We start from the raw sequence: 19949 nt of genomic DNA on the forward strand, positions 1-19949 counted from the left end.
GCTATCCGCCGACGTGGATCAGCGTGGCCCAGCGGGTCGGCAGTTCTGGGTGATCGTTCCGCAGCCTGCTGCTCACTTCGTTGACCACTACCCGGGGTGAGGCCGCGCCTCCCCCGTTCCGGACAAGTGCCCGGTAGAACGAGTCTGTTGTGTACGCGGCGACCTTGTCGCCGATCGGCCACAGTGTGCCCACGGCGTGCCGGAACCCGGCCAGCCGGAGTGTGGCGCACAGGTGGATGGCCTCGTCGGTCAGCACATCGCCGCCTCGGGCCGTCTCACAGGCCGACAGATAGACGAGTTCGGCCCCCTCCGGTGTCAGCCCGGCCAGTTCGGCGAGCGTCAGCGGCCCGTCCGCGGTAATCAGTCCGCTGTGGGACGGATCCCGCGGCCGGCACACGGCGTGGCACGCGAAGTGCGCGTGGGTGGCCGTCGACAGCGCGTCCAGCACCGCTTCCCGGGTGGCCTGGGCCCCGACGAGCGGCCGTCCGCCGCCCAACAAGGCGGCGACCCGGTCGGCCTCGTCCTCGGTCTCCGGCAGGTCGTCGTACCCCTCGGTCTCCGGCATCGCGACGATCACCGGGCGCACCTCCGTGGCGGGCGCGGCGGGAGCGCGTCCCGCGAGCGCCTGCAAGGTCGGGGTGTAGGAGGAGACGACGCAGTCCAGGGCGCACAGCCGGGGGGTGTCCGCGGTGCCGGGTCGCTGCGCGGCGTGCAGGGGAAGAAGCGTCAGATCGCCGGTCGGTGACCACCACACAGCCGGCCGGCCATCGGGCTCGGCCGTACGGTCCATCGACAGCCGGGCCAGGACCGGGCCGACGACGGCGCTCCAGAGCCACGCCAGCACCTTCTCGACGTCCGTCTCGATATGGCGCCGGGCCTCGGTGGCGCCGCGCGCGGCGGAACGTCGGTCGAGGGCCTGGTAGAGCGCGGACACCTGTGCCGAAACCGCCTCGGGCGTCGCTTCCGGGAGCGGCACGACGGTGGTGCCGTGCGGGGTGAGGGCGATGGCGTCGCTGCGGTAGCGGCTGACGTTGACCAGGACGACCGGACCGTCGACCGCCGCCACGGACGGGTCGGGGGTGAGGCGACGGGGGAAGGACTGCAGGCCGGGCCGTCGCTGGATCTCCTCGGTCAGTTCGGCCAGTCGGCGTGCCGCGCGCTGTCGTACCAGGGCGAGCCCGGGAGCGGCGTCGATCCCGCTCGTGCGCGCCGAGCCGAGGACCTCCCGCAGTTGCCGGTACTCGTCGGCGAGGTCGGGCGCGAGCTCCAGGAGGTCGTCGATCGCCGTCCGATGCTCGAGCAGCTGCCGCAGCAGCACGCCACGCCCTTCCTCCAGGAGCCGTACGGCTTCCTCCGGGCGGTCGAGACGCAGGGCACAGGCGGCAGAGTCCCGGATCCCGGAGCCCAGCCTCATGAGCTGCATCTCGCGGTTGCGGCGGGACGTCAACTCCCCCACGGTCAGGGGGAGAAGACCGGCGATACCGCTGAATCCCGCCAAGGCTCCGGCCCAGTCGCCGGCAGCGGCAGCGGCCTTCCCCCACGCCTCGTAGGAGTTCCACCGGACCCACAAGGGCGCCGTCTGGTGCAGGGCTGAGGCCCGGTACGCCTGCACCGCCGCCGTGAGGTCGGCGGGGTCATCCGAGAGCCGGTGGCGGTGTGTGTAGGCGAGGCCCAGATGATTGAGCCGGTGGCCGTGGTCCGGGTCGGCGGCTGTCGTCAGACGGACGGCCTCCTCGGCGTGCCGCACGGCCTCGGCGACCACGTCTGCGGGCATCCCGTCCGGCGGGATCTCGGTCGGCAGCAGGGTCGCGACGAGGTTGGAGTGCACGAGCGGCACGACCGGATTGCCCGGTGGCAGCAGCCCGAGCGCCTCACGGAAGCGATCCGCCGACTCGTGGCGGGCCTGGACGTCCTCCGGATCGGCCTGGCTCAGCGCGTTGCCGAGGCCGCAGAGCAGCATGGGCCGCATCGGATGGTCCGGCCCCGCCTCGTCGAGGCAGCCGAGGAGGAGGTCGACGGCGTCCGTGAGCGCGTCGGGATGGTGCGTGTGCTTGTGCCAAAGCAGGAGGGTCGAGGCATGGTTCATCCGGACGCCGATGGCGTTGACGTAGGGCGTCGGGTGGCTCGACATCTCGGCCAGGGCCTGTTCCTGGACGAGGATCGCCTCGCTCATCGCGTGGTGGTCGCCGACGAGTTGACCCCGGTCGCGGAGCGAGTTCCCGAGGTTGGTCAGGTGCCCGGCGCGCAGCGACGGGTCGAGACGCGGGTGGTCGAGCACGAGCGGCAGCAGCCGGATCGCGTCGTCGAGGGACTCCACGTGGTTGGCGTAGTGGCCCCTGGTCCACAGGGCGGCACAGTAGTTGCCGAGTCTGACCGGATAGTCGGGCGAAAGGGTGTCCGTGACCTTGACGGCTGCGAGCGACGCCGAGACCGCACGGTCGAGATGCTCCCATCTGCCCGTCTGCTCGACGTTCTGCTGGAGCTGGACGCTGAGCCGGCTCAGGTGCGTAGGGTTCTCGGGAGCCAGCCGGACCGCGAGGTCCAGCAACGCGACAGCGTCGTCCGACAGGGCGACGTCATGCGTCACGACGGCGAGACGGCCCGTCGCCGTCCCGAGCTTCGCGATGCGCTCGACCAGGCGCGGATCGTTCGGTGGGGTGCCCTGGATCACGTCCCGCAGCATGTCGACGACCCGTACCAGCAGCCCGGTGTCGCCGGTGAGCATGGACAGCTCCCAGAGCCGGATGATCTCGGCATCCACCCCCTCGTCCTCGTCGTCCGGGCGCTCGTCCCCGTCGCCCGTCAGCCTGTCGATGTCCACCACGAGGGTGGTCTCCGGGTCGAAGTCGTCCTCCTCCGTGAACGTGATCCCGTACTCCTCCTGCAGCCGCCCCCGGTGGGCCGCCGCCCGCTCCTCGTCGAGTTCGGCCTCAGGTCCCGCGCCCAACCGTGCGCGGAGCAGATGAAAGGGGATCAGGGTCATAAGGGCGCTCAGACCCACCGACGAGTACGCGGGGATCGCGTCCGCCAGGCGCAACGCCGAGTCGAGCGCGCTGTCTCCCAGCACATGGCGGACATCACCGGTCGCGCTGTACCCCTCCATACGGTCGACCAACTCATGGCACAGCTCGGTCACACCCTCCTCGGCCCCGGAAGCCATGTGCCCCGCCTCAGTCGTCCCCGCCGGGAGCCGGCGGAGGCGGTGGCGGGGCCGGTGAGGTGTCCGGAACTGCGGTCTCGTCCGCGAGGACCTGCCCGCCCCGGTGATCACCGTCGTCGTCGGAGAGGGGCGGAAGCGGCGGAGGGTCGGGAACCGCGCCGCTCTCGTCGTCGCTCACGGGCACCTCCTTGTACGCGGACACGTCATGATGACTCCGGTATGCCGGACATCGACGACCGATGGCCCTGCAACCATGCCATCGATCACCGAGCGGGGGAGCCCTCAATGCCCAGTACGCTGGCCGGACTCGTACTGTTCGTGGCCTTGCTCGTCCCCGGATATGCGTATCAGCGCCGACGCGCGCGGGCGGTGCCCGAACGCGAGTACTCCGCGTTCACCGAAACGCTGTCGGTGGTGTTCGTGAGCGTGGTCGTGGACTGGGTCGTGCTGGCCGCCTTCGCGCTCCTCGCTCACTTCTTCCCACACGCGACGCTCGACCCGGCGCGGCTGCTCGACGAGCCGAACCGCTACGTGGCCGATCACTTCCTGGCCGTGGTGCTCTGGTCGGCCACCCTCGTGGCCCTCGCCGCTCTGCTGGGCCACGCTCTGGCGGCCCGTCCGCCGCACCGGTTCGGCGGTGGGGGCGCCCGGCTCGCCGAGGCCCAGCAGTCCGCCTGGTGGCTGGCCTTCCGTGAGCACCCGGACGCCACGGTGCACGTCGGCTGCATCCTGCACGACGGCTCCTATGTCGCCGGCACGCTGCACAGTTACAGCCGGGCCTCCGCCGAACACGGCGACCGGGACCTCACCCTGCGCGGCAAGATCACCTACCGGACGGCCCGCGGCCGGGTCGCGGCTGCCCTGCCGAACGTCAACCTCGTGGTGCTCAGCGCCCGCGACATAGCTGTCCTGACCGTGACCTACGTCCGCACGCAGGCCGCCGTATCCGAATGATGTCCCGTCGGGCCGCTTGATGAGCGCCGTAGGACCTGGTCACACTGACGGACATGGACGCCCTTCGGACAGGTGACCCCGGGCTGTTCACCCCGAACTCGGTGACCTGGCAGATGCACGGCGACCCCATGATGTGGGTCGCCGGAGTCCGCGCACTGTATCTGCAGGCCCTGCACCCGCGCGCGGTACGCGGCGTCATGCAGAACTCGGACTTCCGGCAGGACGCCTGGGGCCGGCTCCTGCGCACCGCGAACTTCGTCGGCACCATCACCTACGGCACCACCGAGGCCGCCGAGAAGGCCGGCGCCCGGGTCCGGAAGATCCACAGCATGCTCAGCGCCACCGACCCGGACACGGGGGAGCGCTACGGCGTCGACGAACCCGACCTGCTGCTGTGGGTGCACTGCGCCGAGATCGACTCCTACCTCCAGGTCGGCCGCCGCTCCGGATTCCATCTCACCGACGCGCAGGCCGACCGCTATATCGCGGAACAGCGGCTGAGCGGCCGCTTGGTGGGCCTCGACCCCGACGCCGTACCGGCGAACCAGGAGGAGATGGCGGCGTACTTCGACAAGGTGCGGCCCGAGCTGGCGTGCGGACCCGAGGCACGCGCGGTGGACGACTTCCTCCTCCGCCCGCCGACGCACCCCCTCCTCGTCCCGGCGCGCGAGGTGCTGTGGCGGCGCGTGGCGCAATTGGCGTACGCCGCCCTGCCGCCGTACGCCCATGAGCTGTACGGCAGACCGGCCCCCAAACCCGCCACCGTCACCCGCCAGTTGCGTGCCACGGGCACCCTGCTGCGCTGTGTTCCCGCACGTCTGCGCTGGCAACTCCCGCCCAAACACATCCTGCGGGCCATGGCACGGCTCGGCCCGGGCTCGCGCCCGGCACCGTACAAAGTCGGACGATAGCTCGCCATACTGGACGAGCCGGGGGAGGGTGGGGCGGACCGTGACGGGGGGCGATCGCGGGAGATGGGGGACAGCAGGCTGATCCAGGGCCGGTACCGGCTGCTCGAACTGATCGGGCGCGGCGGTATGGGCGAGGTGTGGCGGGCGCGCGACGAGTCGCTCGGCCGGCATGTCGCCGTGAAGTGCCTCAAGCCGCTGGGGCCCCACCACGACCACTCCTTCACCCGTGTCCTGCGGGAACGGTTTCGCCGCGAGGCCCGGGTGGCCGCGGCGCTCCAGCACCGCGGGGTGACCGTCGTCCACGACTTCGGCGAGTCCGACGGCATCCTGTTCCTGGTCATGGAGCTGCTCCAGGGCCGTAACCTCAGCCAGCTCCTGGAGGACAACAAGCACCACCCGCTGCCCGTCCCGGACGTCGTCGACATCGCCGACCAGGTCGCCGCCGCCCTCGCCTACACCCACCAGCAGGGCATCGTGCACCGCGACCTGAAGCCCGCGAACATCATGCGGCTCCCCGACGGCACGGTGAAGATCTGCGACTTCGGCATCGCACGCCTCGCCCACGACATCGGCTTCACCTCCCGGCTGACCGGCACCGGCATCGCGATGGGCACCCCGCACTACATGTCGCCGGAGCAGATCGGCGGGGAGGAGGTGGACCAGCGCAGCGACCTGTACTCGCTGGGGTGCGTGCTGTACGAGATCACCACCGGGGTACCGCCGTTCGACCTCGACGACCCCTGGGCCATTCTCGTCGGCCACCGGGACACCCCGCCCCGGCCGCCGCGCAGCCACCGCGCCGAGTTGCCCGACTACTTCGAGCGGATCATCCTCGACCTGCTGGCCAAGCGCCCCGAGGAACGCCCGAACGACGGCCGCGAGCTGGGCCGCCGGATCGGCCTGGGCCGTACGACACCGGCGTACGTGCCGACCGTGGTGACACCGCAGCCCGTCCTCAGGCCCCCGGAGCCCGTGGCCCGCGAGCCGCGCCTGCCGTCCTGGACCCGGGGCATGACCACCGGCCACAAGGCCACCGGCGCCGGTCTGCGCACCACACCCCCCGACGCCGCGGCCGGCCTCACCGGCGAGTGGGTCCCCCGCCCGGTCACCGGGCGGCCCGACGAGACCGCCGTACCCGAAGAACCGTCCGCCCCGTCCGCGGCGACGCTCACCGCGCTGGCCGGACGGCACAACGCCGGGCTGAGCCTCGGCCGGCTGGGCCGCTGGACCGAGGCGGGCGAGGTGCACCGGGCCGTCGCCGCGGAGCGCGAGCACCTTCTCGGCCCCGACCACCCCGACACCCTCGCCAGCCGCTTCGAGCTCGCCTTCACCCTCAGCCGCACCGGCCGCGCCGCCGACGCGCTGCGCGAGTACAAGCACGTCGCCCGCGCCCGCAGCCTCGCGCTCGGCCCCGACCACCCCGACACGCTCGCCGCCCGGCAGGAAATGGCGTACGTGCTCGGCCAGTTGGGCCGGCACTTCGACGCGCACCAGGTCTATACGTCGGTGCTGACCGCCCGCGAGCGCAGTATGGGCGCCGATCACCCCGACACCCTGCGCTGCCGCCACAACCTCGCCTTCAACCTCAGCAGGCTCGGCCGCCTGGAGGACTCGTACCGCATGGCCGCCGAGGTCGCCGCCGCCCGCGCCCGCGTCCTCGGCCCGCAGCACCCCGACACCCTCGTCACCCGCTACGAAGTCGCCTACGCGCTGGGTCAGTTGGGTCACTGGGCGCAGGCCCTGCAGACCTACCGCGAGGTCGCCGAGGCCCGTGCCCAGGCCCTCGGCCCCGACCACCCCGACACCCTCGCCGCCCGCTACGAGGTCGGCATCAGCCTCGGCCGCCTCGGCCGCAGCGCGGAGGCGCTCCAGCTCTACCGCGACCTGATCGACGACCGCACCCGCGTCCACGGCCCCGCCCACCCCGAGACCCTGCGCGCCCGCCACGGCCTCGGCGTCAACCTGGGCCGGCTGAGCCGCTGGGAGGAGGCGCTCGCCGAGTCCCGGGACGTGTGCGCGATCCGTGACCGGGTCCTCGGCGCGGACCACCCGGACACCCTGGTCAGCAGGCGTGAGGTCGCCGTGAGCCTCGGCTGGCTGGGCCGCTGGCCGGACGCGCTCACCGAGTACCGCGCGGTGGCCGACGCCCGCGAGCGCGTTCTCGGCGCCGACCACCGCGACACCCTCGCCAGCCGCAACGACGAAGCCCAATGCCTGCAGCAGCTCGGGCGGGGCGCGGAGGCGGTCGAGCTGTACCGGAGGGTGGCGGTGCTGCGGCAGCAGCGGGCCGGCGAAGGCGGGTGACTCCGGACGCCCGCACCTCTGGCCGACCTAGATCATCACGTGTTACGAAGAACCATGCCTGCACACGAGGGACACCCGGGACACCGGACGTACGACGCCGTCATCGTCGGCGGAGGCCACAACGGGCTGGTCGCCGCCGCCTACCTGGCCCGGGCCGGCCGTTCCGTGCTGGTGCTGGAGCGGCTCGACCACACCGGGGGCGCCGCCGTGTCCACCCGCCCGTTCGCCGGGGTCGACGCACGGCTGTCGCGCTACTCGTACCTGGTCAGCCTGCTGCCGAAGAAGATCGTGCGGGATCTCGGCCTGGACTTCCGCATCCGCACCCGCGACGTCTCCTCGTACACCCCCGTGGAACGCGACGGACGGCCGACCGGTCTGCTCGTGGGCGGTGGCGAGCGGCGCACCCGGGAGGCGTTCGCCCGGCTGACCGGCGGGGAGCACGAGTACACCGCCTGGCAGCGCTTCTACGGGATGACCGGACAGGTCGCCAAGCGGGTCTTCCCGACGCTCACCGAGCCCCTGCCGAGCCGCGAGGAGCTGCGCCGCCGGGTGGACGACGAGGAGGCCTGGCGGACCCTGTTCGAGGAGCCGATCGGTGTCGCCGTCGAGGACCGTTTCGCGGACGACCTGGTGCGGGGCGTGGTCCTGACGGACGCGCTCATCGGGACCTTCGCCGACGCCCACGACCCGTCCCTGAAGCAGAACCGCTGCTTCCTCTACCACGTGATCGGCGGCGGTACCGGCGACTGGGACGTCCCCGTCGGCGGCATGGGCGCCCTCACCGACGCCCTGGCCACGGCCGCCCGCGACGCGGGCGCGGTCATCGCCACCGGCCACGAGGTGGAACGGATCGCCACGGACGGCCGTACGGCGGAGATCACCTATCGCACGGCGGACGGCGAGGGAGTCGCCGCCGCCCGGCACGTCCTGGTCAACGCCTCCCCGCAGGCCCTGGCGGCCCTCACCGGCGACACGCCCCCGGCCCCCGCCGAGGGCGCCCAGCTCAAGGTGAACATGCTGCTCAAGCGCCTGCCCCGGCTGCGCGACAGCTCCGTCGACCCCCGCGAGGCGTTCTCCGGCACCTTCCACATCGCCGAGGGCTACGAGCAGCTGGCCACCGCCCACGCCCAGGCCGCCGCCGGACAGCTCCCCACCGCACCGCCGTCCGAGATCTACTGCCACTCACTGACCGACCCGACGATTCTCGGACCCGAGCTCGTCGCACAGGGCTACCAGACCCTCACCCTCTTCGGCCTGCACACCCCTGCCCGGCTCTTCGAACGCGACAACGACGCCGTGCGCGAGGAACTGCTGAAGTCGACGCTCGCGCAGCTGGACGCGCACCTCGCCGAGCCGCTCGCCGACTGCCTGGCGACCGACGCCGACGGACGCCCCTGCATCGAGGCCAAGACCCCACTGGACCTTGAGCACGACCTGCGCCTTCCCGGCGGCAACATCTTCCACCGCGAGCTGGCCTGGCCGTACGCCCAGGAGGACACCGGCCGCTGGGGCGTGGAGACACGGCACGCGAACGTGCTGCTGTGCGGGGCGGGTGCCGTGCGCGGCGGAGGGGTGAGCGGGGTGCCCGGGCACAACGCGGCGATGGCTGTCCTGGAGGCGGCCGAGGACTGACGCACATGCCCTCGGTGAGGAGGGGTACTCCGCAGAGCGGACCATTCGTACTAGTCACGGGGAGGCTGTCATGGCCGATCTCAGCCCCACTGACCTGCAGAAAGCCCTCCGCGGTGCCGACTACCCGACCGACCGGCAGCACTTGGTGGAGCGCGCCCGCAAGAACAACGCGGACGAAAAGATCGTCAGCCGTCTCGACGGCATGAAGCGTGACCGCTTCGACGGTCCGAACGACGTCCAGAAGGCTGTCTTCAACGAGTAGCGCGCAACGGATCCGGGCCGGACGGCTGCCTGGACGATCTCCGTCGGGCGCGGCGGCCCGGCCCGGGTCCCCGAGCAGAAGCCGTACTGTCGAACACGAGCGAACGGACGGAGAGTTACTCGGACCTTCTCACGCCGAAGTGAGTGCCGTACGTATGTGAGGCGTCAGTTCGCCGAGGCGCTCCAGCCGCTCGCCGCGATCCGCGCGGAATCCGCCGGCCGTGCCTCGTCGAAGAGGACGCCGTCCGCCGCCTCGACGCGAAGGCCGTCGACGTACACGCCGCGGCCCACGTAGAGCCGGTCGGTCGCGTACCGCCAGCGGATCACCAGCTGCCGGGTCGCGGGGAGCCGCGCCGCGAGCCGGTGCCAGACACGGCCCGACCAACCGGTGACGGTGCCGCCCACGTGGTCCTGCGGCCGCTCGCCGTGACGTGTCGTCGCGAAGGGGAGCGGCTGCCAGGTGGCGCCCCCGTCGGTCGTGGCCTCCAGCGCGACGGCGTCCGACTGGGGCTCGGTGTCCCACCACAGGGCGCAGCGAAGCCGGGCGTCGCCGCCGGACGTGTCGAGCGCGGGGAGTGTGAGGGTCGCGGTCGTGGCGGTCGCCATGCCGGAGAACCATGCGGTACGACCGTGCCGTGGGCGCACGGGTACGGCGCGGGCCATGTTGTTCGCGGCGGCGACCCGGGGCGCGGAACCGGAGCGCCAACTGCGCACCGGGTGGACGGAGTTGCCCAGGACGACCAGGAACGAGTCGGTCGAGGGGTCGAGGACCAGTGAGGTGCCGGTGAAGCCGGTGTGTCCCGCCGTGTGCGGGGTGGCCATCGCGCCCATGTACCAGTGCTGGTAGAGCTCGAAGCCGAGGCCGTGCTCGTCGCCCGGGAACGCGGTGTTGAAGTCGGTGAACATCAACTCCACCGACTCCGGCTCCAGTATGCGGGACCTGCCGTAGTTCCCGCCGTTGAGCAGCGTCCGGCCGAGGACCGCGAGGTCCCAGGCGGTGGAGAACACGCCCGCGTGGCCCGCGACCCCGCCGAGGCTGAAGGCGTTCTCGTCGTGCACCTCTCCCCAGACCAGCCCACGGTCCAGACCGGACCAGGGCTTGCGGGCGTCCTCGGTGGCCGCGATCCCCGGTTTCCAGGCGGCGGGCGGGTTGTAGCGGGTGCGGTGCATGCCGAGCGGGCCGGTGATCTCGTCCCGCAGGAGCGTGTCGAGCGCGCGGCCGGTGATCTCCTCCAGGACCAGTTGGAGGGATATCAGGTTCAGGTCCGAGTAGAGGTATCTCGTTCCCGGCGGGTTCAGCGGCGCCTCGTTCCAGATGAGCTGGAGCTTCTCCTCGTACGTGGGCGCGTTGTACAGCGGGATCCAGGCGCGGAAGCCGGAGGTGTGGGTGAGGAGTTGGCGTACCGTCATGTCCTGTTTGCCCGCCCGGCCGAAGTCCGGCAGGTAGGAGGCGACGGTCGCCTCCAGTGCGAGCGCACCCCGCTCGATCTGCTGCACGGCCAGGATCGACGTGAACAGCTTGGACACCGAGGCCAGATCGAAGACGGTGTCCTCGGCCATCGCGATCTGCCGGTCGGCGGGGAACTCGACGGCGGTGTCGGTCTTCTCGTCGTACGACTGATAGCGCACCGCCATCCCGATGGGCTGGTGCAGGGCCACCGTGCCGCCGCGCCCGGCGAGCAGGACGGCGCCCGCGTACCAGGGGTGCTTGGGGGAGGGGGCGAGGAACGCCTCGGCGTCGGTGACCAGTTGGCGGAGGTGGGCGGACAGGAGGCCGGCGCGCTCGGGGGAGCCGTGCCGAAGGGTGCCGCCGAAGTCGGGGGAAGAGGCGGCGGCCGGTCCGGCGGGAAACGGGGCTGTCGTCAGGGCGCCGGTCAAGGCCACGGCTCCTTTGCCGAGTTGACGCCGGGTCAGTCCGCTTCTGCCGTCGGTCATCGAGGTTCCTCCCGCCGCTCCGGCTGAAAGTATCTTTCCCAGATCACCTTGCGTGGTGAAACTTTCGTGTCAGGTGTGGATCGTGTCAACGGGGCGTTCGGCAAAAGGTGCGACCAGCGATCTGACGGTGTATCAGAAAAGGTCTTCCGTCGTCCGGGGGACTGCGGCATCCTGCGCCCATGCAGACGGAGCTGAGCAAGAAACTGGGAGTCGAGCACGCCATCTTCGGCTTCACGCCGTTCCCCGCCGTCGCCGCGGCCATCAGCCGGGCCGGCGGTTTCGGAGTGCTCGGCGCGGTCCGCTACACGGCCCCCGACGACCTCAAACGCGACCTCGACTGGGTGGAGGCCCATGTCGACGGCAGGCCCTACGGCCTCGATGTCGTGATGCCCGCGAAGAAGGTGGAAGCCCCCAAGGACCAGACACTGACCGAGGCCGACGTCGAGGCGATGATCCCGGACGGGCACCGGCAGTTCGTCAAGGACACTCTTGCCAAGTACGCAGTGCCCGAGCTGGCCGACGGCGAGGCCTCCGGCTGGCGCATCACCGGGTGGATGGAGCAGGTCGCCCGCACCCAGCTCGACGTCGCCTTCGACTACCCGATCAAGCTGCTCGCCAACGCCCTGGGCTCACCTCCGGCGGACGTGGTGGATCGCGCCCATGACCGGGGCGTCCTGGTCGCCGCGCTCGCGGGCAGCGCCCGGCACGCCGTCAAGCACAAGGAGCGCGGCATCGACATCGTGGTCGCCCAGGGCTACGAGGCGGGCGGCCACACCGGCGAGATCGCCTCCATGGTGCTCACACCGGAGGTCGTGGAGGCCGTCGACCCACTGCCCGTCCTGGCCGCCGGGGGCATCGGCAGCGGTCAACAGGTGGCTGCCGCACTCACCCTCGGCGCACAAGGTGTGTGGCTGGGCTCCATATGGCTGACCACCACAGAGGCCGATCTCCACTCACCCGCCCTGACCCGCAAACTGCTCGCCGCCGGCTCCGGTGACACGGTGCGCTCACGCGCCCTGACCGGCAAACCCGCACGCCAGCTGCGCACCGAGTGGACCGACGCCTGGGACGACACGCAGGGACCCGGCGCCCTGCCCATGCCCCTGCAGGGCCTGCTGGTCGCCGAGGCCGTCTCGCGCATCCAGAAGTACGAGGTCGAGCCGCTGCTCGGCACCCCCGTCGGCCAGATCGTCGGCCGGATGAACAGCGAACGCAGCGTCCGGGCCGTCTTCGACGACCTCACCCGCGGCTTCGAGCGAGCCGTCGATCGCATCAACCGCATAGCCGGAAGGAGCGGCGAGTGACCACCACCAGCACACCTCCGGCAGGCTTCTGGGCGCAGGCCGCCGCCGACCCGCACCGCACGGTCCTCGTCGCCCCCGACGGCGAGGAGTGGACCGCGGGCCGTCTGCACGCCGCCGCCAACCGACTCGTCCACGGCCTGCGCGCGGCCGGCATGCAGCGCGGCGACGCCTTCGCGGTCGTCCTGCCCAACGGCGCCGAGTTCCTCACCGCGTACCTGGCAGCCAGCCAGGCGGGGTTCTATCTGGTCCCGGTCAACCACCACTTCGTCGCCCCGGAGATCGCCTGGATCGTCGCGGACTCCGGCGCCAAGGTGCTCCTCGCCCACGAGCGCTTCGCGGCGCCCGTGCGCGGCGCCGCGGACGAGGCCGGCCTGCCCGTCACCCACCGGTACGCGATCGGTACGGTCGAGGGCTTCCGGCCGTACGCCGAACTCCTCGACGGACAACCGGAGTCGGCGCCCGCCGACCGCACCCTCGGCTGGGTCATGAACTACACCTCGGGCACCACCGGCCGACCGCGCGGCATCCGGCGCCCGCTGCCCGGCAAGCTCCCCGAGGAGGCGTACCTGGGCGGCTTCCTGGGCATCTTCGGCATCCGCCCGTTCGACGACAACGTGCACCTCGTCTGCTCGCCGCTCTACCACACCGCCGTGCTCCAGTTCGCGGGCGCGTCGCTGCACATCGGCCATCGCCTGGTCCTGATGGACAAGTGGACGCCCGAGGAGATGCTCCGGCTGATCGACCGGGAGAAGTGCACCCACACACACATGGTCCCGACCCAGTTCCACCGCCTGCTCGCCCTGCCCGAGGACGTGCGCGCCCGCTACGACGTCTCCTCCATGCGGCACGCCATCCACGGTGCCGCCCCCTGTCCCGACCATGTGAAGCGGGCGATGCTCGACTGGTGGGGTCCCTGCGTGGAGGAGTACTACGCGGCCAGCGAGGGCGGCGGAGCCTTCGCCACCGCCGAGGACTGGCTCAAGAAACCCGGCACGGTCGGCAAGGCCTGGCCCATCAGCGAACTCGCGATCTTCGACGACGACGGCAACCGGCTCCCGCCCGGCGAACTGGGCACCGTGTACCTGAAGATGAACACCGGCGGCTTCGCCTACCACAAGGACGACTCCAAGACCAGGAAGAACCGCATCGGCGACTTCTTCACCGTCGGCGACCTGGGCCTGCTGGACGAGGACGGCTACCTCTTCCTTCGCGACCGCAAGATCGACATGATCATCTCCGGTGGGGTCAACATCTACCCGGCCGAGATCGAGTCCGCACTCCTCGCGCACCCCGCCGTCGCCGACGCGGCCGCCTTCGGTATCCCGCACGACGACTGGGGCGAGGAGGTCAAGGCCGTCGTGGAGCCGGCCCCCGGCCACGAGCCCGGCCCCGCCCTGGCCGCCGCGATCCTCGACCACTGCGCCGACCGGCTGGCCGGCTACAAGCGGCCCAAGAGCGTCGACTTCATCGCCGAGATGCCGCGCGACCCCAACGGCAAGCTGTACAAGCGGCGGTTGCGGGATCCGTACTGGGAGGGGCGTACGCGACCTGTGTGATCACGGCCCCGGTCCCGGATCGGCCCGCTCAAGGGCGTGGTCGGGGAAGGCTGTCCAGCGCCCTCGCGAGGCCGGCGGCATCGGTGCCGATCTTGCGGTACACACACGACAGCAGCTGGCGCACGCCTTGCTCGGTGAGGCGCAGTTCCTTGGCGATCACCCCGACCGGGTGTCCCTGAACGGTCAGTTCGGCGGTCTGGCGTTCCCGGGCGGTCAGCGTGTCCGCCTGGACGTAGCGCAGGGGCAGCGGGCGCAGGCCGGCCGCCGAGAGTTCCTCCCTGGCCCGGGCGGCGAGCGCGTCGGCCCCGCAGTGGACGGCGCCCTCCAGACCCCGGTAGAGCCGGTCGGCGGCCTCCTGGACCCGGCCGCTCAGGGACAGGGCGGCGCCGTGGCCGATCTGGGCGCGGGCGAGCTCGTAGGAGGCGGGAGACTGTTCCAGGTGGTCCACGGCCTCCGCGTGGAGGTCGAGGGCCGACGGTCCGCCCGTCACCTCGGCCTCGACGTGGAGCGCCTGGCCGATCGTGGAGGCAGCGCCGAAGTCCCGGGCCCGCCTGACGGCGTCCCGGGCGAGGGCGAGGGCACGGTCGGGGTCGGTGGGAGCGAGGGCGGAAGCCAGGTGCAGCTGCCAGGGGCACCAGGAGGGGTTGCGCGAGCCCCGCGCGTCCAGCCAGTCGCCGACGGCGGACAACACGCGCACCGCCTCGGAGTGCCGGCCCTCGGCCAGGAGCAGTTCGGCGTAGACCGTGCGGGGATCGGGATAGATGACGGCGTTCGGGACGACCTCGCCGTAGTGGTACGAGTCCGCGAGTCGACGTGCGTCGGCGGTGCGGCCGCGGGCGAGCAGGGTCTGGATGAGGATGCCGATGGCGAACCACTGGGCGGGGACGGCACCTTCGACCCGGTCGGCGATGCGCAGGCCCTCCCGTGCGAGCTCCTCCGCGTCGGCCAGGCAGCCGCGGCGGTAGCGGATGTAGCCGTAGAGGGTCTGTCCCAGGGCGAGATGGGAGCCACGCCAGCCCTTGCTCTCGCACTCGGCGATGCCGTCGGTGAACAGTTCCTCGGCCCGGCGAGGCTGGTCGCTGTACATGAACACCAGGGCGACCGACACGGGCACCTCGAAACCCCGGTTCTCCTCCGTCCAGCTCAGTCCGCCGTCCAACGCCTGCTCCGCGCACGCGAGGACGGTCTCCCGGGGCTCGCCCCGCACCATGGCGTCCCAGGCCCGCGAACCCAGGATGTACCGCTCCTCCAGACCGCGGCCGGTCAGCCGATCGGCCAGGCGAGCCAGCTTGCGCGATCGGGCGAACGAGTCGGGCTCGTCGGCGCGGAAGGCGCTCCAGACGAAGTGATCGCCCTGCATGCGCAGCCGGATGCGGGGATGGACGGCGAGCCGCGCCTCGTCGGCCGACACGGTCGCCGCCTCGGCCAGCCGGTCCGTGTGGGCCAGCGCCTGGGTCAGCCGGTAGACGATGGAGGCCCGCAGACGGGGCTCCACGTCGGGCTCCGCCAGCGCCTCCTGGAGATGGCTGACCGTGGCCGTGGGTTCGATCAGGAAGGTCGAGCACGCGAGCTCGTGGAGGAGCGCGGCCCGGTCCTCCGGCTCCGGGGGCTCCTGCAGCGCTCGGGACAGGACGCGGCGGGCAGCCTCCGGAGCCCCGGCCCGAAGGTACTCGCGGGCGGCCTCGCGAAGGCATGCGACCACCTCGGGCCGGCCTTCGCAGGGCACCTCCAGCAGATGCCGGGCGGCCGCGGCCGGACCGAGCCCCGCCGCACGGACGGCCTCCGCCGCCCTGTCGTGCAGGCCGACCCGCAGGCCGGAGGGGATCGACCGGTAGATCGTCGTGGCGATCAGCGGGTGGACGAACTCGATCCCGGCCCCGGGACCCTCGGCGTCGGCGAGGATGCGGGCGGCGCGCAGCTTCTCCGTGGCCTCCGCGGCCTCCTCGCTGCCGATCACCGCGAGCGCCGCGGCAAGCTCCCGTGACACCGGTGGACCCAGGACCGCGGCGGCATGGGCGAAGCGCACGGTGGTCGTGCCGAGCGCGTGCAGACTCTCGATCAGTCCAGGTCCCTTCACCGCCGAGGCCAGGTCCCGCATCGTGGGCAGCTCGTTGTGCGATCCCTTCAGGTTCCGTTCGCCGAGCCTGATGACCAGTTCGACGGTCTCGAACGGGCTCCCGCCGGTGACCGACCAGCACTCGTCGCAGAACTCGTCCTCGGCTCCTTCTCCCAGTTCGTCCCGGACGATCCGGGCCACGCCGGCGGAGCTGAGCCGTGCCAGCGGGTAGGGCCGGATCCCGTGACGTTCGACGACCGTGCGGAAGGGAGCCGCCTCGGGCTGCAGTTCGTCGGGCCGGTATGCGACGACGATCAGCAGCGGAAGATCGGCGGCCCGCGGCGCGAAGGAGGCGAGCCAGCCGAGTGACTCGAAATCGGCCCAGTGCAGGTCGTCCAGGAGCAGGACCAGGGGGGCCTTGAGTGCCACGAGGCGCGTCATGACCCAGTCGAGACCGTCACGCACCCCGGTCGGGTCCGGCGCGTGGGTGGTGTCCATCGCCTCCAGGCCGAGCGCGGCGGCGACGATGTCGTACCAGCTGCCCAGGAAGGACCGGCGTTCCGCATCGTCCATCGTGGCCAGGGTGGGCTGGACGAGCCCGCGCACCAGACGGAACGCCAGCTCCTGTTCCTTCTCGCCGACGCGGGCCGAGAGGACCGAGAAGCCGTGTGCCGTGGCGCGGGCGCGCGCCTTCGTGAGGAGCGCCGTCTTGCCCAGCCCGGCCGGACCGGTGAAGGCGAGCAGTCCACTGGGCCGCGCCCGCTGGACGCCGTCGGCGGCGGCACGCAGGTCCGACAACGCCGAGTCAAGTGCGTGGAGTTCCCGTTGGCGTTCCAGCAACGGGCGGGGTTCGGTGTTCGGTTGCCACGACCCATACTCCATGCGCCCTACCGCTTCCTGTCGTTGATCCCGGAGGACAGCGCAGACAGTACGCCCATGGTGAGCACTCGGTGGCGGGAAAGGGGCTCAAGAATGACAGAGAAGGATGAATCTCGTGCCGAAGTGGTTCTCTTGTCGGCCCTTCGGGTAATCAAATCCGAATGACTCCGTCTCGGCGGCACGGGCGTTGAGCCCACCGAGCCGTGGCCCCTCCCGGGAAGCCGTGCGCCCGCCGTGCGGCCCGGGCGGGCGCACGGTGCCTCACAGGAGGGCCGGCGTCAGCGCCGCGTCGACATAGCGCGGCACGGTGCGGGACCAGTGGTAACACCCGCGGATCCAGCCGACCATGCCCTCCACGTAGCCGATCCCGGCCGGACTCAAGTCCGGTTTGATCTCCTCGTAGAGTCGCTCGAACTCCCTGATCGTGCTGTTGATCTGCCGGATCGCCAGCATGACGGCCACCGGCAGGGAGCACCGGTGGGCCTGCTGGTGGGCCAGGGCCAGATTGATCATGCCGCCCGCTCGCTGCTCCTTCACCGCGGAGAAGAGGTCGGGTATCCACACTGCCGCGTCGGCCGACAGACGGCTCAGGCGTTGCACCACGGGGTGATGGAGTTCTTCGGCGGACAGCTCGCAGGGTTGTGCCGCTTCGGCCAGCGGGTAGAAGGGCTCGACGCCCGCGGTGAGCGAACGTATCGAGGTGCTGAGCCCCATGTGCGGCGGGCGCGGGTGGGCCTGGGCCACCGCCTCGTACAACAGGCCGTGTACGTATTCGCGGCTCTTCCACGCCCATCGCGCGGCCTGGGCGGGTGTGCACCGCTCCCGGACCTGCCGGTGGAGATCGGCCAGCGCCGCGCCCAGCGGGGTGCGGGGCGGAGCACCGTCGCGCAGGATTCCGATGCTCTCGCACAGCATGGGCAGCAGTCGGTCCGGCGACCGGCGACCGATCTCTTCGGCCCGGTCGTCGAAGACGAATTGATAGGCGATTTGATTGGCCACGATCTGAAGGACGTCCAACTCCGCTGTCGGGCTGTTGTAGGAGGCGAGTTCGGCCGGCCGCGTGAAGGCGATCATCGCGGCCACCCCCACTTCGTCGGTCAGCCCGCAGGTGCGTAACCAGGCGTCGACGCCGACGGATGCCTCGGCCGCGTGGCGATTGCTCATGAAGGGGAAAGGCATGTAGAGGTGGGCGTCGATCAGGTCCTTGAGGCTGGACGCCGGGATTCCGTCGTGCGCGCCGAGCGCGATTTCCTCATGCGTCGTCGACACCGGTCTCACCTGCCATTCGGGATTCGTGCGTGCGGGGCACGGCGGTCGCCCGGGGTGCGAGCGAATCCGCGCGAGGCGATGTGCCGGCGGGGACATGCGCACGCGGTTCGCAGATCATCACCAGCGACCTGGGCCCCAGCGTGGCACCGGGGCGCGGTCGTTCGACCGGACCGGGCAGATGCCGCAGTCGCCAGCGGCCGGCGATGGTCGCGAGGGCCACGGTCATCTCCGCCATGGAGAGCACGTCGCCGATGCATTTGCGGCTGCCCGCGGCGAACGGGATCATCGCGCCGTGCTGCTCGTCGCCGGCACGGCCCGGCAGCCAGCGTTCCGGTTCGAATCGGTCCGGTTCAGGGAACGACGCGGGATCGTGGTGCAGCAGATAGGGGCTGTACAGGACGGTGGCGCCCCGGGGGAGCCGGCACCCGGCGAGTTCCGTCTCCCTGGTGGTGACGCGCGTGAAGAGCCAGCCCGGTGGTGAGTGGCGCAGCGTCTCGGTGACGACACACCGGGTGTGGACGAGGCGCGGCAGGTCGTCGGGACCGGGTCGCCGCCCTCCGGCGAGCACGGTGTCCACCTCGGCGTGCAGGCGGCGCTCCGTCTCGGGATGCTCGGCCAGGAGGCTGAACGCGGAGGCCAGGCACATGGATGGGCTCTCGGATCCGGTGAGCAGGAGCGAGACGAGGTGATCGTGGACTTCCTGTTCGGTGATCGCCCCGTCCGCGCCGTCGTCACGCGTGGCCGCCAGCAGCGTTCCCAGCAGATCCTCGCGCGGAGCACCCCGTCGGCGCTCTGAGATGGCCGCGTCGATGATCGCGTGCACGCGGTCGACCGCACGCCGGTAGCGACGGTTCGCGGGCGTGGGCACCCGGAACAGGGCGTCGACCGGCACGACCGTGCGGACGAACAGGCCGCGAACGATCGCGGACAGACTGTGCCGCACCTCGGCGGTCGTCGCCGCGTCCAGCGAGTCGGAGAAGAGCACGCGGCTGATGACCCCTGTCGTGAACGACGTCATGGCCGCGCTGACGTCGATCGCCTGCCCGGGCCGCCACTCGCGGCACACCGCTTCGGCCTCCTCGACCATCAACTCCGTGTGGTCGGCGACCTGGGAAGGGCGGAAGTCGGGTTGCAGCAGCCTGCGCTGCCGCCGGTGCGCTTCGTGGCGGCACGTCACCACGCCGTTGCCCATCAGTATCCGGAGCCGGTCGTACTGCGGCCCTCCCTTGTCGAAGGTCCGCGTGTCCCTGAGCACCCGGCGGGCCAATTCCGGATGGCACACCATCCAGGCCCGCTGGGGGCCCAGTCGTATTTCGACCAGATCCCCGTGCGCGGGCAAAGAATTCAGAAACGCCAGCGGCCGGCGGAACAACGCGATACCGTGACCGAGGAGTGGGAATATGCCTGGAGCAGTACCAGTCCTCCAGGCTTGCTCGGGTTCTGGCGCAGCACGGCGCATGGAAACCTCCCGCTTACGGGCAGCACGTGAAATCGCTGAACGTGCCACGGACTTGACACTTGAAACAAGTCCTGCCCAGTTCAAGCGGCGCTCGGTTTCCCGAAACCTTTCTCCAAAGGGGCGCACAGAAGCACGGCGTAGCAAAAGAAGCATGCCGGGCAGGTCCGCTCAACGGTCGTCGTTGCATCATGCATCGACGGCGTTTTCCCCTGGTCACTCAAGTGTGGTCGCGCCCCGTGTGATCCCGCCCCGTGTGGTCCCGCCCCATG

At 71.3% G+C, this 19949-nt stretch carries 13 protein-coding genes; 7 read left to right on the forward strand and 6 right to left on the reverse strand.

The window, feature by feature from the left end; genetic code table 11:
* Position 1 precedes the first annotated feature (1 nt).
* A complete protein-coding gene (locus ACIBAG_RS15535; RefSeq protein ID WP_399105128.1) occupies positions 2–3160 on the reverse strand; it encodes a CHAT domain-containing protein in 3159 nt (1052 codons plus the stop codon).
* A 10-nt stretch (positions 3161–3170) separates the two neighbouring features.
* The gene (locus tag ACIBAG_RS15540; RefSeq protein WP_399105130.1) at positions 3171–3338 is read right to left on the reverse strand and encodes a hypothetical protein; all 168 of its coding nucleotides are present in this window, start codon (positions 3336–3338) and stop codon (positions 3171–3173) included.
* A gap of 107 nt (positions 3339–3445) precedes the next feature.
* Here ACIBAG_RS15540 and ACIBAG_RS15545 point away from each other — a divergent pair, with 107 nt between their 5' ends.
* From ACIBAG_RS15545 to ACIBAG_RS15565, 5 genes are all read left to right on the forward strand, one after another.
* Positions 3446–4114 (forward strand): DUF6338 family protein, encoded by a 669-nt coding sequence (locus ACIBAG_RS15545; RefSeq protein WP_399105132.1) that lies wholly within the window; start codon positions 3446–3448, stop codon positions 4112–4114.
* A 53-nt stretch (positions 4115–4167) separates the two neighbouring features.
* Positions 4168–5025, forward strand: coding sequence for an oxygenase MpaB family protein (locus ACIBAG_RS15550; protein WP_399105134.1), 858 nt, complete (start codon positions 4168–4170; stop codon positions 5023–5025).
* A gap of 63 nt (positions 5026–5088) precedes the next feature.
* Positions 5089–7329 (forward strand): tetratricopeptide repeat protein, encoded by a 2241-nt coding sequence (locus tag ACIBAG_RS15555; protein WP_399105136.1) that lies wholly within the window; start codon positions 5089–5091, stop codon positions 7327–7329.
* Between the two features lie 54 nt (positions 7330–7383).
* A complete protein-coding gene (locus ACIBAG_RS15560; protein WP_399105138.1) occupies positions 7384–8961 on the forward strand; it encodes a phytoene desaturase family protein in 1578 nt (525 codons plus the stop codon).
* A gap of 70 nt (positions 8962–9031) precedes the next feature.
* Complete coding sequence (locus ACIBAG_RS15565; RefSeq protein ID WP_399105140.1) at positions 9032–9223, forward strand: DUF2795 domain-containing protein; 192 nt, start codon at positions 9032–9034, stop codon at positions 9221–9223.
* Between the two features lie 164 nt (positions 9224–9387).
* On the opposite strand, the gene ACIBAG_RS15570 is transcribed toward ACIBAG_RS15565, so the two are convergent.
* The gene (locus tag ACIBAG_RS15570; protein ID WP_399105142.1) at positions 9388–11157 is read right to left on the reverse strand and encodes a serine hydrolase; all 1770 of its coding nucleotides are present in this window, start codon (positions 11155–11157) and stop codon (positions 9388–9390) included.
* A 179-nt stretch (positions 11158–11336) separates the two neighbouring features.
* Between ACIBAG_RS15570 and ACIBAG_RS15575 the strand changes: the two genes are divergently transcribed.
* Positions 11337–12461: an NAD(P)H-dependent flavin oxidoreductase gene (locus tag ACIBAG_RS15575; protein ID WP_399105144.1), complete on the forward strand. Its 1125-nt coding sequence runs from the start codon at positions 11337–11339 to the stop codon at positions 12459–12461.
* Entirely contained in the window at positions 12458–14017 is a 1560-nt protein-coding gene (locus ACIBAG_RS15580; protein WP_399105146.1) for an acyl-CoA synthetase, read from the forward strand. The genes ACIBAG_RS15575 and ACIBAG_RS15580 overlap by 4 nt, the downstream gene beginning before the upstream one ends.
* Before the next feature lie 28 nt (positions 14018–14045).
* Here the strand turns inward: ACIBAG_RS15580 and ACIBAG_RS15585 are convergent, their stop codons facing one another.
* From ACIBAG_RS15585 to ACIBAG_RS15595, 3 genes are all read right to left on the reverse strand, one after another.
* Entirely contained in the window at positions 14046–16955 is a 2910-nt protein-coding gene (locus ACIBAG_RS15585; RefSeq protein ID WP_399105148.1) for an ATP-binding protein, read from the reverse strand.
* A 258-nt stretch (positions 16956–17213) separates the two neighbouring features.
* The gene (locus ACIBAG_RS15590) at positions 17214–18221 is read right to left on the reverse strand and encodes a (-)-alpha-amorphene synthase (RefSeq protein WP_399105150.1); all 1008 of its coding nucleotides are present in this window, start codon (positions 18219–18221) and stop codon (positions 17214–17216) included.
* Positions 18205–19680 carry a cytochrome P450 gene (locus ACIBAG_RS15595; protein WP_399105152.1) on the reverse strand — a complete coding sequence of 492 codons (1476 nt, stop codon included), beginning with the start codon at positions 19678–19680 and terminating at the stop codon, positions 18205–18207. The genes ACIBAG_RS15590 and ACIBAG_RS15595 overlap by 17 nt, the downstream gene beginning before the upstream one ends.
* Between the last annotated feature and the right edge of the window lie 269 nt (positions 19681–19949).

It is taken from the genome of Streptomyces sp. NPDC051243, assembly GCF_044455405.1.
GTDB lineage: Bacteria > Actinomycetota > Actinomycetes > Streptomycetales > Streptomycetaceae > Streptomyces.

Excerpts from the sequence above, each read along its gene's own strand:
- ACIBAG_RS15535 (WP_399105128.1), bottom strand. The coding sequence starts at position 3,160 with ATGGCTTCCGGGGCCGAGGAGGGTGTGACCGAGCTGTGCCATGAGTTG.
- ACIBAG_RS15545 (WP_399105132.1), top strand. The coding sequence starts at position 3,446 with ATGCCCAGTACGCTGGCCGGACTCGTACTGTTCGTGGCCTTGCTCGTC.
- ACIBAG_RS15550 (WP_399105134.1), top strand. The coding sequence starts at position 4,168 with ATGGACGCCCTTCGGACAGGTGACCCCGGGCTGTTCACCCCGAACTCG.
- ACIBAG_RS15555 (WP_399105136.1), top strand. The coding sequence starts at position 5,089 with ATGGGGGACAGCAGGCTGATCCAGGGCCGGTACCGGCTGCTCGAACTG.
- ACIBAG_RS15560 (WP_399105138.1), top strand. The coding sequence starts at position 7,384 with ATGCCTGCACACGAGGGACACCCGGGACACCGGACGTACGACGCCGTC.
- ACIBAG_RS15565 (WP_399105140.1), top strand. The coding sequence starts at position 9,032 with ATGGCCGATCTCAGCCCCACTGACCTGCAGAAAGCCCTCCGCGGTGCC.
- ACIBAG_RS15570 (WP_399105142.1), bottom strand. The coding sequence starts at position 11,157 with ATGACCGACGGCAGAAGCGGACTGACCCGGCGTCAACTCGGCAAAGGA.
- ACIBAG_RS15575 (WP_399105144.1), top strand. The coding sequence starts at position 11,337 with ATGCAGACGGAGCTGAGCAAGAAACTGGGAGTCGAGCACGCCATCTTC.
- ACIBAG_RS15585 (WP_399105148.1), bottom strand. The coding sequence starts at position 16,955 with ATGGAGTATGGGTCGTGGCAACCGAACACCGAACCCCGCCCGTTGCTG.
- ACIBAG_RS15595 (WP_399105152.1), bottom strand. The coding sequence starts at position 19,680 with ATGCGCCGTGCTGCGCCAGAACCCGAGCAAGCCTGGAGGACTGGTACT.